12 protein-coding genes are annotated in these 15,108 nt (G+C 59.6%); 6 read left to right on the top strand and 6 right to left on the bottom strand.

From position 1 onward, the window contains the following. The first annotated feature begins 32 nt into the window (after nt 1–32). The 4 genes from VGK48_12625 to VGK48_12610 all read left to right on the top strand — a co-directional run bounded on the left by VGK48_12625 (nt 33) and on the right by VGK48_12610 (nt 3,449). On the top strand, nt 33–596 hold the full coding sequence (locus VGK48_12625) for a sigma-70 family RNA polymerase sigma factor (GenBank protein ID HEY2382016.1): 564 nt from the start codon (nt 33–35) through the stop codon (nt 594–596). A 63-nt stretch (nt 597–659) separates the two neighbouring features. After that, nucleotides 660–1,283, top strand: coding sequence for a hypothetical protein (locus tag VGK48_12620; GenBank protein HEY2382015.1), 624 nt, complete (start codon nt 660–662; stop codon nt 1,281–1,283). A gap of 48 nt (nt 1,284–1,331) precedes the next feature. Further along, the gene (locus tag VGK48_12615; GenBank protein HEY2382014.1) at nt 1,332–2,540 is read left to right on the top strand and encodes a nucleoside monophosphate kinase; all 1,209 of its coding nucleotides are present in this window, start codon (nt 1,332–1,334) and stop codon (nt 2,538–2,540) included. A 54-nt stretch (nt 2,541–2,594) separates the two neighbouring features. Beyond that, a complete protein-coding gene (locus tag VGK48_12610) occupies nt 2,595–3,449 on the top strand; it encodes an LLM class F420-dependent oxidoreductase (GenBank protein HEY2382013.1) in 855 nt (284 codons plus the stop codon). Nucleotides 3,450–3,493: 44 nt separating this feature from the next. Here the strand turns inward: VGK48_12610 and VGK48_12605 are convergent, their stop codons facing one another. Further along, a complete protein-coding gene (locus VGK48_12605) occupies nt 3,494–5,884 on the bottom strand; it encodes a metallophosphoesterase (protein ID HEY2382012.1) in 2,391 nt (796 codons plus the stop codon). 212 nt (nt 5,885–6,096) lie between these two features. Continuing rightward, on the bottom strand, nt 6,097–7,527 hold the full coding sequence (locus tag VGK48_12600) for an MFS transporter (protein HEY2382011.1): 1,431 nt from the start codon (nt 7,525–7,527) through the stop codon (nt 6,097–6,099). A gap of 71 nt (nt 7,528–7,598) precedes the next feature. On the opposite strand from VGK48_12600, the gene VGK48_12595 reads away from it, so the two are divergent. Next, nucleotides 7,599–8,687 carry a hypothetical protein gene (locus VGK48_12595; protein HEY2382010.1) on the top strand — a complete coding sequence of 363 codons (1,089 nt, stop codon included), beginning with the start codon at nt 7,599–7,601 and terminating at the stop codon, nt 8,685–8,687. A 98-nt stretch (nt 8,688–8,785) separates the two neighbouring features. Here the strand turns inward: VGK48_12595 and VGK48_12590 are convergent, their stop codons facing one another. The 4 genes from VGK48_12590 to VGK48_12575 all read right to left on the bottom strand — a co-directional run bounded on the left by VGK48_12590 (nt 8,786) and on the right by VGK48_12575 (nt 13,148). After that, entirely contained in the window at nt 8,786–9,967 is a 1,182-nt protein-coding gene (locus VGK48_12590; protein HEY2382009.1) for an aminotransferase class V-fold PLP-dependent enzyme, read from the bottom strand. Between the two features lie 39 nt (nt 9,968–10,006). Further along, complete coding sequence (locus VGK48_12585) at nt 10,007–10,744, bottom strand: sulfite exporter TauE/SafE family protein (GenBank protein HEY2382008.1); 738 nt, start codon at nt 10,742–10,744, stop codon at nt 10,007–10,009. A 202-nt stretch (nt 10,745–10,946) separates the two neighbouring features. After that, nucleotides 10,947–12,083 (bottom strand): peptidyl-alpha-hydroxyglycine alpha-amidating lyase family protein, encoded by a 1,137-nt coding sequence (locus tag VGK48_12580; protein HEY2382007.1) that lies wholly within the window; start codon nt 12,081–12,083, stop codon nt 10,947–10,949. Nucleotides 12,084–12,092: 9 nt separating this feature from the next. After that, a complete protein-coding gene (locus VGK48_12575) occupies nt 12,093–13,148 on the bottom strand; it encodes a peptidyl-alpha-hydroxyglycine alpha-amidating lyase family protein (protein HEY2382006.1) in 1,056 nt (351 codons plus the stop codon). A 240-nt stretch (nt 13,149–13,388) separates the two neighbouring features. Here VGK48_12575 and VGK48_12570 point away from each other — a divergent pair. Continuing rightward, nucleotides 13,389–15,108 (top strand): tetratricopeptide repeat protein (locus tag VGK48_12570; protein ID HEY2382005.1); only part of this gene is annotated, 1,720 nt, incomplete at its 3' end.

The raw sequence follows: 15,108 nt of genomic DNA, 5'->3' as shown, positions 1-15,108 counted from the left end.
CCTCTTTATCGGCAGGTCCGCGGGCCGCTTTAATGCCCGCCTCCGAACGCAGCGATCCGGAACTGATCCGCGCCTGCCTCGACGGCGACGGCGACGCCTGGGAAATCATCGTCAACCGCTACAAACGACTGATCTATTCGATTCCCTACAAATACGGGCTCCCACGCGAGGACGCGATGGAAATTTTCCAGGCTGTCTGGCTCGACTGCTTTCAGGAACTCCGGCTTCTCCGGGATCTGGACCGGCTTCAAGCCTGGCTCGTCCGGATTGCGGTCCGGAAGTGTTACCGTTTCCGGCAGAAAAATCAGAGCGATCCCGCCATGGTGGGTCTATTGGAAAGCGACAGTTTGTCCGATGACCCTAGTGGAGGTTTGGTCCGGCGGCTGGATCAGGAACACATGATCCGGACTGGCATCGAGCAACTCAGTCCGCGATGCAAGCAGGTGATCCAGGCGCTTTTTTTTGAGGACCCCTTTCCGACGTATGCGGAAATCGCCAAACGGCTTGGTTTGTCGTCTAACTCCATCGGGTTTACCCGTGACCGGTGTCTTGAACGGCTAGGTAAGTTATTGGAGAATCAGGGCTACGAGCGTTGAATTCCCGAATTTTTCCGCCCCCGTACTTTTTTCGGGTTTAGCGGCCACTTAACAGTAGACACTATGATTATGACTCTCAGGAATAACAGCCATGTTGGCGTCGGCGCCCTGTTCGAGTTCGCGAAAATGAAGGTAGAACTGGACGATGCCTCCAAATCGCACCTCGAAGATTGCGCCGTATGCATGGATCGCCTCTCATGGATGCAGGCATCAGCGGATCTCGGCCCCCAGGAAATGGAATTCGAACCGCCGCAGGCGGCGCTGGACTCGGTTCTGCGCCTCGCCCGGCGCCCGGACTACTTAAAGCAATTCGGCAATTATATCCTTGCATCTTTAACATTCGACAGCTTATCCAGTCCAGCTACCGCCGGCGTTCGCCGCTCTGAAGGCGGCTCCCGCGAGATGACTTATGAGGCGGCCGACATCGAGGTTGCGATCTCGATCCGGCCTTCCGGCAGCCGGAAAATCACGCTGACCGGCCAGGTTTCACAGAAAAATGCCTCTCCGATTGCCGACCCTTCGGCCCACGTCGACCTGGTTCAAGACGGGGACCACATCGCCAGTTCTCCGCTCAGCGACTGGGGGGAGTTCATTTTTCCCGATTTGAGCGATGCCGCGTACAGCCTCCAGATCCAGCTTGCAGATCGCGTTGTCCGGATTTCAAGCCTGCCCTCGCAGGGCTCATAGTTAATCTCTAATTGCGGATCGTCCCGTTCGAGGTTAATCTTCGCCCGCATGCAACTTTCGGAAACTGCCCCAAAACCCGGCTCCGACAAATCGGCCGATCTCGAGATCAAGGACGCCCAGCTGATTTTTCAATCGGCCTGGCAGGAACTCGAGGACGAGTTCGGCCGCGAACGCCTCCGATTTCCGAAGGAAATCATTCTGCTGGGCGGCGCGCCCGGCGCCGGTAAAGGAACCAACACCGCGTTCATCGCGAAGACCCGCGGCATCATCTGTCCGCCCATCGTGATCAGTGCCCTGCTCGACTCGCCGGAGGCAAAAGCCCTGAAAGACGCGGGCAACATGGTCGGCGATCGGGAAGTGATCGGCCTCGTCCTGCGAGAGCTGCTTCGCAAGGAATACGAGCATGGCGTGATCCTCGACGGTTTTCCGCGAACGAAAGTTCAGGTCGAGTCCCTGAAACTGCTGGTCGACAAGCTCAATGAACTCCGGCAGAGCTTCTATAACGGTCCGTCACGCGCACATTTTCCCCGCCCGACAATCCACATCATGGTTCTGTTCGTCGATGAGACCGAATCCGTCATCCGGCAGTTGAAGCGCGGGCGCGAAACGTACGACCACAACTCCGAAGTGGTGCGCTCGGGAATGGGAGCGTTGCTCGAGGATCGCCCGACCGACCACGACGAAGCTCTCGCCCGCCGCCGGTATCAGACGTTCAAAGAGCAGACCTGGGACGCGCTGCAATCGTTGAAGGAGATCTTTCACTATCACTTCATCAGCGCCCAGGGCACGTTCGAAGAAGTCGAAAAGAACATCCTGGACGAGCTGCAGTACCAGAGCACGCTCGAACTCGATCCCCGGACCGTCGATCGACTGCATGGGGTGCCGGTGGCGAGCGCGATCACGGTCCATGCCCGGCAGGAGATGGTCAAGCGCCTCGACAGCTACGAACACGACTACAGCCAGCTGTTCGCCGGCGTGGTCTCATTCATCGAAAAGAAAATGATTCCGATCGTGCTGCGGCACGCCATCTCCGGCATCGCACACATCAACACCGAAGATCCCGTGCTCGATGATCCGCTCGCTCTCGCCATGCTGATCGACGTGTTTTCCGAACGCGGTTATCACGCCGTGGTGGACATCCACCGCCTCGATGTGCCCGAACGGTTTGATCTGAAGACCGGCGCTATCGAATGCCGGATCAAAAAGGTTTATCGCATTCAGATCCGGTTCCCCGGCTCCGAAATCCGCAGAGGCTGACATCGAAAAAACGCAGTGACCGCGCTATGGAGCGTTGAGAGGAGTAAATATCAGATGCTGAAATTCGGGCTTTCACTACCACACGTCGGACAACTTGCCTCGGCAGAGGCGATCCGGTCGGTAGCGCAGCATGCGGAAACGCTTGGCTATGACTCGCTCTGGGTGCTCGAGCGGACCCTGGTGCCGGTCCATCCGAAGGTGCCTTACCCTGCGTCGCCGGACGGCAAGCTTCCGGAGGAGTACAAGATCGTTTTCGATCCGATCGAATCGCTTACGTTTGCAGCCGCGGTGACCTCGCGCATCCGGCTCGGAAGCAGCGTCATCGTTCTCAGCAATCACGAACCACTGGACCTGGCGCGCCGGCTTGCAACGCTGGATGTGCTTTCGAATGGCAGGCTGATCTGTGGATTCGGAGTCGGCTGGTCCCCCGATGAAATCGAGACGGCGGGCGTCGAATTCAAGACTCGCGGACGGCGGGCCGATGAATTTGTACAGGTCTTGAAGACAATCTGGGCGGATGATCCTGTCAAGTTCTCCGGAAAGTTCTTCAATATTCCCAGCTCCTACATCGGCCCGAAGCCGGTGCAGAAGCCGCACCCCCCGATCGTTTTCGGTGGCTTTGTCGGAAAAACTTTCGAGCGCGTCATCGATCTCGGTAACGGATGGAATCCTGCGGGTGTGCCGCTCGAGCATCTCAAAGGCATGATCGGCGGGCTACACGCGGCCGCCAAAGCGAAAGGAAAGCGGCCGGAGGATTTCGGCGTGTATTACCGCGCATTCTCGAATCCTTCTGCCGACGAATACCGAACCCTCGAAGACATCGGAGTAAACCATATCATTCTGGATTTGAATTTCGGCGGCCTGCCTCTCGAAGCTCTGCTGAAACGCATGGCGGAGATCAGACACTGACTGCACACACCTGAGCGTTCCGCTGCCGATCCAGCTTGCGGCCCTTACGGGGCGCTCGTCAGGCTCTCTACCGTGAGCAGAAGCTGCCCGATGCTCGCGACCGGATATACGGCGCTCCTGTTTCGTACGGCGCTGCCGAACATCGCGAATTGGCTGAAGTCGGAGGTCGAGGCATAGATCGACGTGATCCTGCCGCTGAGGGGAGAGCCAACATAGTACAGCAAGGCCATCCATGCCTTCAGCTCCTGAATGCCGGGAATGGAGGGCATGGCATCAATCCGGTTGGCCAGGACAGCGGGCAGGGTGGCGGCCGACAAAACCACGGTTCCGGTTGCTGCGGCGTATGGCGAGACGGTAACGCCCAGTTCGCTGCCGAGCGCATTCACGAGCAGGAGAGTATAGAGATCCAGGACCACGCGCACGCGGCCGCTGGATGAGAGCGGGGTCGCGGGCCCGATATTCGCACTGTCGCCCGGAGCAAAACCCGCGACGGTGTTGACCGCAGCGACAGCCGTCGACATGATAAGCGCCGTCAGGGTTGAGGTACCGTTCACGCTGTCCGCCGCCGCGGCCGCCGCAACTTGACCGAGAGTACCGAGATTCTGTGCGATTTGCGCGCTTCCCGGGTTAACGTCGTTCAGCTTCACCATCGCCACCGCGTATGGATTGCCTGCGGCATATGCTGCAAGCAACGCGGCGCCCTGATCGCTGCCGAGGGTTGTCAGAGCAACCAGCGCTTTACCGGCCTGAACGGAGAACGCCGCCTTTTCGCTCGTTAACTGCAGGACCGCGGCCGCAGTGGCGTACTTGAAATACGTGTATGATCCACCCGCATTAAGTGTGTACTGCAGTCCGGAAATGTTCACGTAGTCGTCGGAGGACGCCAGACCGCTCTGCACCAGGAGCTGCAGAGCGCACATTTTCTTCAAGTCGGCGGGTTCGAAATAAGTCGATATCAGTGGATAGCCGGCAGGAAGCGCCTGGCTCGAGTCCGGCGTGAAGCCGAGCGGCAAGATGCTGTACATATCGGTGAAACTGAGCGGCACGCCCGCCTGCAATGCGCCCCGCAACGCTCCTGTCGGCACGACCGCCACCTGAATCGGCGTGAAATCGAATCCCGGGGCTTTGCCCGGGTTGCCTCCGGTCGCGGCGAGATTTTGCGCGATGATGTTGTTGGCGGCAGCGCGAATGGAGTCGGCGGCGAGATCACCGAGGCCGTTTGGCGCAGGCACGACGCCGGTTGAGTTAGAGGCCATGGTCTGCGCCGTCGTGCCAACCGGATGATAAATACCGGTGCCGATGCGAAACGGATTGTAGTCGGAGAAGGTCTGAGCGAAAAAGGATTTCAACGTGGTGTTGAGCTCCAGATCCGCACCAGCGACCGCCAGCGTCATCCATGGATCGAGCGGCAAAAAAACGCCCAGGGCTTTGAGACTGGAGTCGGTCATTAAGGGATTGCTGGATGCATCGAGCGTGGTCGTCGCAGTGGCCGGGTGATAAGTCAGGTCGATGCGCGAGACATTGGATCCCGCCCAGCCCGCATCTACGATGTACGTGTTCCAGGTTCCATTCCCCACGGTTTGAGCGTGCGGCAGCGGCGTGTGCGTGTGACCCGACGCGATAACATTGATTCCGTGCACGTGCATCGCGAGCTCGACGTCTTCGCCGGAAGTGCCTGTGGCGTCGGTACCGGAATGGGAAAGCGCAATGACAATCTGGACGCCCTGCCTGTGCAGTGCATCCACCTGCGCCTGGATGGCGGCGTAATTCGCCGACGGATCCCAGAAGCTTACCGGCGCCGCCGCCGCGATATCGGAAGCGGCATTGCTGCCCATGAGCCCGATGTAGCCGACCCGCAGCCCATTCGTCAGACTGTCGATATGAGACGACTCGATGAGCTTCCCGGGGCCGAACAACGGAGCCAGATCGGCATCCCCGCCGAGATTCATATTTGTGGCAACGATCGGTATCCGGAATCCGAAAGCGCGTTGACCCGCACCCAGCATTTGCGCCAGGCCGGCGCTGGTGTAATCAAATTCGTGGTTGCCCAGCGTGACGCAGTCATACTGCATTGTCTGCAGAAAGAATAATGCCCCCGGCTGCTTCGTAACCATCAGGTCGTAGATCGTACCCATCGTCCAGTCGCCTGAATCGACAACGATCACGGGATGGTTGGCCGTGAGACGCACATGATTGATATAGCTCGCAATGCGCGCATAGGCGCCGGTCAAACCGGTGCCCGTGAACGGATTCACGTCAAGGCCGACATGGTCCGAGCCATTGGCGTGATCGTGAATGTCGGTCGTTTGCAGGATCGTGACATGTTGGACATTGGCGTTCGCCGAGGCCGACACGTTTTGCGCCGTAAGGGCGGTGGAGCCCAACAGGACGGCGAGCACAGCCGCCGCGGCAAAGCAAATCCTTCGAAGGGTCATGAATGGTCCTTTCGAGAAGCGGGCAGCGCTCACATAAGCGCGCTTCTGTGCTGCCTGCCTGATTCGATACGCTGTTCGGGGGCCCGCCGGAGTGCCGGCGGCTTCGCCATACTACACACGGCAAAGTGCAGGCGCCAAGAAGTATTTATGAAACCTAACAGGCGCCTTTCGGAAGTCACCACATCGCCTCTTGGTTTTTTCCGCCGGCTGTTCTACCGAATCGATTGTATCGGTGGGGCGATCGATTCCAGCGGCCGCCGTTCGGCGTCGATTCCAAGCCAAGCCTCCGCAAATGCGCCGCATATCATGAGAACGGCTCCCATGACGTAGCCTTCAAAGACCGCGGAACGGGAACCGGTTTCGATAAGATGGCCGAAGAGGACGGGCGCGCCGACACCGCCGACAAGCGTGCCCGCCGAATAGAAGATCGAAATGGCGAAAGCGCGAATTTCGAGCGGAAAGATCTCGCTGACGGTCAGATAGGCCGAGCTCGCCGCGGAGGACGCGACAAAGAAAATGGCCGTGAACCAGATCGCCTGTCCGATCGCCCCAGCATCGTTTTGACGAAAAAAGAACGCGGCGCCCATCAGCAGGATTCCGGACAGGCCGTATGTTCCGGCGATCATGCGCCGACGGCCGACGGTATCGAAGAAGCGACCCAGGATGAGCGGGCCGGCAAAATTTCCGATCGCGAGAGGCAGGAGATACAGCGAAACGCGGCGGCTGTCCACCTGGAGAAACTGTGTCAGCACGAGGCCATAAGTAAAAAAGATCGCGTTGTAGAAGAACGCCTGCGTACACATCAGAATAAACCCGAGCAGCGATCGCCGCGGATGTTCGCGCACCATGGCATGCCAGACGTCGCTCAGCGGCGTATGCGGCCGCACCGTCAGTGTCAATGAACCTTCCGCCGCCGGGAGCGGGCCTTTTTCCCTTTCAATAGCCTGCTCCACGCTCGTGACGATCGTTTCGGCTTCGTCCGTGTGCCCGCGCAGCAGCAGCCAGCGTGGACTCTCCGGAACGTGTTTACGCATGAAAATGATGACCAGTCCGAGAACGGCGCCGATACCGAACGCAAAACGCCAGCCGAAGGTGGGCGGCAATAGACCGGAATCCAGCAGAAACAGCGTGGCCAGCGAACCCAGCGCGGCTCCCAGCCAGAATGTGGCATTGACGATCAGGTCGACGGTTCCCCTGACGGCGGCCGGAATCAGCTCATCGATCGCGGAGTTGATGGCCGAATATTCCCCGCCGATCCCGAATCCCGTCAACGCCCGGAAAGCGACAAAACTCCAGACGTTCCACGAAAACGCCGTCGCCGCCGTGGCGCTCAGGTACACGGCGAGGGTTACGAAAAATAGCTTCTTGCGCCCGAGCCGGTCGGTCAGCCATCCGAACAGGAGCGCCCCGACCACCGCGCCCGCAAGGTACGCGGTTGCGCTCGCGCCCACTTCCACGTCGCTCAATCCCAGCGCGCGCGGGTCTTTCAAGATGCTCGCCAGCGCGCCCGCCATGGTCACTTCGAGACCATCGAGAAGCCATGTGATGCCGAGGGCGGTCACCATCCGGAGGTGCCACCGGCTCCAGGGAAGCCGATCCAGCCGCTCCGGGATATCGGTCGTGACGCGCGCGGGAGCCGACATGTCGATCACGGGTGCATGACGCCTTCCAAAACCAGTTGGTCTCACCGGTTCGGCTGTGCTGTAATTCGGGCATGCTCTTCGTGCTTCTGCTTCTCGCCCTGCCCGTCGGCCAGATCCTACCGGATGTGAAGTGTGCGGCCGACGCGTCTCAAAGCTATGCCTTGTATCTGCCGTCGAACTACACGGCGGATCGGGCCTGGCCCGTCATTCTGGGATTCGATCCGGGCGGAAGAGGCGGGAATGCCGTCGAGCGATACCAGGCAGCGGCCGAACAATATGGATACATCATTGCCGGGTCCAATAACTCGCGGAACGGATCGCCAGAAACCGGAAAGGCTGCCGCGTCCATGGCCAACGATGTGTTCTCCCGTTTTCGCATCGATCCCAAACGTGTCTATACGGCCGGCATGTCCGGTGGCGCCCGCGTCGCATTTTCCGTGGCGCTCTCGTCGTTCAAAATTGCCGGCGTCTTTGCGTCGAGTGCCGGCTACCCGGATGGCAAATCGCGGACCACACTTCCCTTTCCCGTATTCGCGACGGCCGGCACGGACGATTTCAATCACTGGGAAATGCGGCAGCTCGATCACGATCTGACGTCACCGCACTACCTTGCCATCTTTTCGGGACCGCATGTCTGGCTTTCGAGCGAACTCGCCGTTACTGCTATCGAATGGATGGAGATCCAGGCGATGAAGTCGGGTGTGAAAGCGCGCGACGAGATGGAGATCGATCGCATCCTCGCAAAACGACAGACTGCAGCGAATCAGAACCAGGGAGACAAGGACACCTTCCTCGCGCTTCAATCGATAGCGTCCGATTTCAAAGGACTGAGAGACGTCTCGGCGGTGGCGGCGCGAGCGACGCAACTGGGCAAAAGCAAAGCCGTACGCGATGGATTGAAGAAAGACACCGAGGAAGACGAGCGCGAAATCCAGATGTTGCAATCGATCTGGTCCGCCGAAACGCGTCTTGCGGAACCTTCCGATCGCGCAGGGGCACTCGCGGATCTTCGGCAACGCCTGAAGAAATTATCCGAACAGGCAAAACAGCCGGAGGATTCCAGCCAGCGCCGCCTCGCGAGGCGCACCTTGAGCGGACTGCGCGCGGGGGGACATACCGCTGATCAGGAGTATTTGAAGATGATCAGGGAATACCGTTAAGACATTAAGTCCATTGCATCAATGCATCATTTGACGTTGGTTCATTTCTTCAATTGAAGAAATGAAGAAACGTCAAATGATGCATTGATGCAATGGACTTAACTAACCAAAGCCCCCGCCAGTCTCTCCACATCCGCCATCTCGTTATAGATCTGCGCCGACACGCGAATGTAAACCTGATGGTTCAATGCGCCGGCATGCACTTCGATGTGGTGTTCGAAGAGCAGCCGGTCGCGCAGAACCGCGGCTTCTTCCGGCGTCGACCCGAAACGCGGCGGAAGCGGCAGCGTGATCATGGTGCCGATCATTTCCTGCGGTCCGAGAAGGTGCGTGCCGAGTTGTCCTGCCAGCCTCCGGCCCGCGGCCCATGCCAGGTCGTGGTTGTAGCGTTGAACGCGCTCCACGCCGAGTTCCCGCATGAAAGCGATTCCCGCGGGAGCCGCGAGATGCGGAGTCGGATCGCGGGTTCCCGGCCAGTCGAATTCGCTCGTCATGCCCTGGTCGAGTCCCCACGAAATCACCGTCGGTCGAAGCGAGGACTGCCGGGCGGGGCTGACCCAGAGGATGCCGCTGCTTCGCGGCGACCAGCCCCACTTATGAAGATTTCCCGTGTACCAGTCGACGCCGAGAGCGGCGATATCGACCGGAATCGCGCCCGGGGCATGCGCCGCATCGACGAGAATCGCGACACCGCGTTTCCGGCAGCGGGCGGCGATTTCCGCAATCGGCAGGATCAGCGCTGTACCGGTGGTCACGTGATCGATGATGAGGATGCGCGTCTTCGGGCCGATCGCTTCGTCGACAACCCGAACGATCTCATCCGGACTTAAAACGATTTTTGGAAATTCCACGATGCGAACGCATGCGCCTCGAACCCGCGTCGCGTACTCCGCGGCGTAGAGAATGGCGCCGTAGGCGGCGTCCGGAACTAAGACCTCATCCCCTTCGCGAAAATCGAAGCTTCGAAGAACGGCGTTGACACCCGAAGTTGTGTTGTCCACGAAGACCAGGTCCTCACCTCTGGCGCCGAGAAATCCGGCGACGGCGTTCGCCGCATCACGCACCCGCGATGTCTCACGTTTCCAGACGCCGACTCCTTTGGGCGAGACTTCCCGGAGCAGGAAGTGGGACGGCTGCCGCTCGATTTCATCGCGCAGCTTCTGCTGGACCTCCAGCACGCGCCGCGGCGGCGCGCCGACGGTTCCGTGATTGAGATAGGTGATGGAGGGATCGAGCATCCAGCGATCCAGCATGGAATGTCCGAAGGGCGCGGTCGTCATGTTGTCACGGTAGCAGAGTGTGAGGGTTGGACGAACATGTCAAATCGCCTGGATAAACAGCACCACGCCGATCCCGATCAGCCCCACCCACACATACTTCAAAAACGCATCCCCTGCAAACCGGTGGTTCACCATGCGGCCAAGAAAAACCGCCGCCACGACCAGCGGCAGCGACCAGAGATAATAATGCGTCACCGCCGGAACCCAGAGGCCGGTCAACCAGTAGCCCACCATTCCGATCAGGCTCGCCGGCAGGAAATAGCCCTGCAGCGTCGCGCGGAAATGCTGGGGCGACCAGCGGCGCATCGCGCCATAGATGGCCAGCGGCGGGCCGTTCATTCCGTAGGCGCCGCCAAGCACGCCGGCAAAAAAGCCGCATCCGAGCAGCCACCGGCGGCTGTCCTTCTTCAACTCCAGCCGGCTTCGCCCGAATAAGGAGTACACCGCAAATGCCACGATGACAATCGAGAGCAGCACCTTCACGTGCTTCTCATCGACCCGGATCAAAAGCGCCAGTCCAAGCGGGATCCCGATGACGGTCGAACCCACCAGCCCGCCGGCGCTTTTGAAATGAATGTGTCTCCAGTCCTGAACCACAATCACCGCCGCAACCGTAATCGACACCAACACAGCCAGAGGCGCCGCGATTTCCACAGGAATACGCAGCGCCAACAGCGGAACGGCGATCAGCGCCTCGCCGAACCCGAAAGCGGACCGGGTCAGCGTGGCAATAAAGAGAACGAGTAACACATGAACCAGGGTCGGACTCAATAACACTCCGAATAGAGCCGCGAAGCGGCGGTATTCCTCTAGCCCACGGCGTAAGCCGGGGTTATGTATAAACCAGCCAGCAGCGCCGTAGGCGTGACAGGTTCCTCAGGATCTTTCGTCCCGCTGGGGCTCAACCTTCGCGGCCAGATAATCCCAGGGCTAACGCCCTGGGCAAGAGGAGTGCCGCCGCTCCGCGGTTCGATAAACGCTAGTTCGCATGCAGCGTTACCTTTTGAACTCGCCAGTTCCCGATCTCTCCCACGAGGAGTTCGTTCTCGCTGCGGCAGTCGATCTGATTTACGGTTCCGAATTCCTTCATCTGTTTTCCGGCCTTGCCGAACTTCCCGAGCACCTTGCCGGTCAGGTCCAACTTATAAATCTCGCCGCCGGAATCGATATCTTCCGGGGGATTCGAATTGGAGCTGTACAGGACTGGCCGCGGCCCCGGCGTCAGGCAGATCGCGGCGGGACTGCCGATACCGGTGAACTGCGTTTTGAAGTTGCCGTCGGTATCGAACACCTGAATCCGTTTGTTTCCGGTATCCGCCACGTAGACGTTCCCCTGCGCGTCGACCGCAATCCCGTGCACGGTGCTGAACTGACCAGGTTCGGTCCCGCGCGAACCCCAGGTTTTCACGAACTTGCCGGCCTTATCGAACTTGGCGATGCGGGCGTTTCCGAAACCGTCCGCGACATAGATGTTTCCGGCCGAATCCCACGCCACGTCCGCAGGTCTTTGAAATACGTCGCTCTGCTGGCCCGCACCAGGAAGGCCGCCACGTCCTCGTCCGCCGGCCGGCGCTTCAGCATTAACTGCAGCTCCGGCGCCGCGGCCGCGGCCGCCACCTGCTGCCGCGGCTCCCGCCGCCGCCTGCGGATTCAGCGGCGCGGCGGGCACGCGTTCGGATTCCGATTTCCGGCCCAGCAGCATCTGGATCTGCCCGCCCGGAGTAAATTTCATGACCATGCTGGTCATCTGATCCACGACCCACAGGTTGTCCTGCGGATCCACGCGGACCTGCTGCGCGACCATGAATCCATACGAGTCCTGGCCGATCTCACGAACAAACTTTCCTGTCTTGTCGAACTGCAACAGACGCGAGCCGCCATGAGCGAACGGCCGTGATGTGCCGATCGTGATCGTGGGATGGCCGGTCCGCGTGTAAACGAAGATATCGCCCTTCGAATTCGCCGCCACACCACCAACCTCGCCCAGATAGATATTAGCGGGCGGTTTTAAAATATCCACCGAATCGAACGCAATCTCCGGCACGGATTGCGCGGAGAGCGGCGGGATACCACCGACAACGAGAGCGGCTAATGCACTGAGCAGGATGCGTTTCACGAGGCCTCCCTATTTCAAAGACGAACTCTTCGTCACGGATTGCGGTTTCAGCACCAGCTTCTGCACGCGCCAGGACTCGATTTCCGCGACCACGATCTCGTTCGGATTTCGGCAGTCCAGCATGTGCACGACCTGGAAGCCGGGCGTCAGCTTGCCCGCGTGGCCGAACTTTCCGACGATCGTGCCATCGAGCTCCATCTTGTAAATCTCGCCCGTGATCTCCCAGGAACCCGGCGTATTGCCGTTGGGATTCGAGTTCGAGGTGAAGAAATATTGATGCGGTCCGGGCGAAACGCAGACGGTCCATGATGTTCCGACGTTCGTGAAGCTGGTCTTGTAATTCAAGTCGTTGTCGAAGACCTGGACGCGGTTGTTGCCGCGATCCGCGACATACACCATCCCCTTCGCATCGACGGCAACCGAGTGCGGTGTATTGAACTGGCCCGGCCCGGTGCCGGTCTTCTCGCTGCCGACCTGTTTGAGGAAGCGGCCGTTCTTGTCGTACTTGACGACCCGATGATTGATGTACCCGTCGGACACGAAAATGTTGCCTTGAGCGTCCCACGCGACGTCCGTCGGCCGGCCGAGCGTGTACTTCTCCGCCGGCGGCGCAGCTCCCGCAGGCGCCGCGACCGCCCCGGCCATCACGTCGGGACGATGGCCGAGGATCATGACGATCCGGCCGGCCGGGTTGAACTTGATGACGAGGTTCGTGCCTTCATCGACAACCCAGATGTTGTCCTGGGGATCGACGCGCACCGAATGCGCGAACTCGAAGCCGTAGTTCCCTTCACCGATCTCCCGTATGTAGTTGCCATTCCGGTCGAATTCGAACAATCGCGTGTTCGCGCTGCGCGTGTAGACGAAGACATGACCTTTCGAATTTGTCGCCACGCCGATCGCCTCGCCCAGATACAAATTCGCCGGAAGCTTTAGAAAATTCGGCACTGAATCAAACGGGATTTCGGGAACGTTCTGCGCCGTGGCCTTGGCCTGCGCAAACGCCGTACCCGCCAGACCCGGGGACAGCAGGAAAATGAAGCAACAGGTCGCAAGTCGTCTCATGGAGACCTCCTGATTCGCTGGAGTCTACTTCAACAAAAAGAGATTAGCCGCAAAAGGCATAGCGCGGCTATGCCGCAACCAAACTTTTTTTAGCCGCAGATGACGCGGATGACGCTGATGGGGCGCCTCAAAGATTCGTTTTTGCGCCCCATCTGCGTCATCCGCGTCATCTGCGGCTAAAACCTTTGTCAGGAAAACTAAAAGTTATGACCTGGTTATACAAAAAGATAATCTCTGCCGATGCAGCAATCGGCTCATCGGATCAACGAACTCATGGACGAAGTCCGCCGGCTCCTGGAATCGGGGCAATTCGAAGCGGCGCTGCAGCTCTCCGAGCGTTGCCTGGAGCTTTCCTCAAACATGCCGGACCCCGCGGTGCGCGCGCGGGCACTCGTCACGAAAGGCATCACGCTCGCCAGAACCGACGATCACCTCAACGCCTTGAAGCTCTACGATACGGCGATCCAGCTCTACGAGTCGGCAAACGACGAACTCGCAGCGGCAAAAGTCCGGATGAACCGGGTTCACTCCTACTGCCATCTCTCCCGCTACGAAGACGCGCTGCGCGACGGAGAAGCAGGCAACCGGATATTCGCACGCTTCGGCGAAAAGCAACTGCTGGCGAGAGGTTTGAACAATCTCGGAGAAGTCTTTTTCCGCCTCGATCGATTCCAGGAGCGGCTCGACACGCTCGAGCGCGCCGCGGCGCTGCTCTGTGAGATCGGCGACGACAGGTCACTGGCAATGGTGTACATGAACCATGCCGTCGTGCTCACGAGCCTCAATCGAGGTGATGAAGCGCGGGTTTATTACCAGCTTTCGAAGGACAAGGCGGAAGAAAGCGGGCAGACGTGGCTCGCGGCCTGCGGCAATTACAATCTGGGCTATCTCCATTACATGCAGGGAGAATACACGCGCGCGCTCGACATCCTGAACGAAACACGCACTGCGCTTGCCGCAGATCCCTGGTACGGCCCGTTGTGCGATCTCACACAGAGCGAGATCTACCTTGAAATGAATATGTACGCCGAAGCCATGGCGGCGGCGGAAGCGGCTTACAAGGGCTTCGAGGATAACCATAAGCCATTCGAAATGGCCAAGGCGGTTGCCGTCATGGCCATCGCGCAGAGCGAGCGGGAGCAGTTCCAGGAAGCAGCGCGGCTGTTCGATCGGGCGCGCACGATGTTCAAGGCCCAGGGCAATGACGTCCGCGCCGCAGGGATGGACCTCTATCAAGGTGTGATGTGGCTTCACCAGGGAAGACACGTCGATGCACGGACGCTCGCTCTCAGCGCTTACGAGGCGTTCGCCAAAGAGGATGTGAAACCGAATGCCGCCTTCGCCCGCATCGTTTCCGCGCGAGCAGCCCTGGAGGCCGGCGACTTAAATACTGCATCTCTCGATGTGGATATTGCCGCGGCCCTGCATCGCGAGTCGTCCCGCGCTCTGGTGGGCCATCAACTGCACGCGCTGTCCGGCGAAATACACCGCGCCCGCGGCAATCTGGCGGATGCGGCTGCGGAGTTCCGGCTGGCGATTCAGGAGTTGGAAGCCGTCAGAGCGAATATCGCGGCCGACGAACTGCGGCTGAACTACTTCAAGGACAAGGTGCCGGTTTACGAAAGGCTCATGCGGACAGACCTTCAGACTGGAGATCCGGCGAGCCTCCGGGAAGCCTTTGAAACCGCTGAGCGCGCCAAATCACGGACGCTGGTCGACCTTCTTGCAGGCAGCGTGGAGTCGCTCAAGCAAGCGCGCTCGGCGTCACTGGAAGAAATACAGCAGGCGCTTGCACCAGACACGATATTGATTGAGTACGTGATGACGGGCGGGACGGTGGCCGCGTTTTGCGTGTCGCGTGCAGGATTCGCAGTTTTTCAGGACATCTGTTCCGCCGGCGAGTTGAAGCAGCGGTTTGGCTTTATCCAGTTCCATTTCTCCCGCCTTGCCGCACAGCAGA

Source organism: Terriglobia bacterium (assembly GCA_036496425.1).
Lineage (GTDB): Bacteria > Acidobacteriota > Terriglobia > 20CM-2-55-15 > 20CM-2-55-15 > 20CM-2-55-15.
This window is presented reverse-complemented; position numbering and strand designations above follow the sequence as displayed.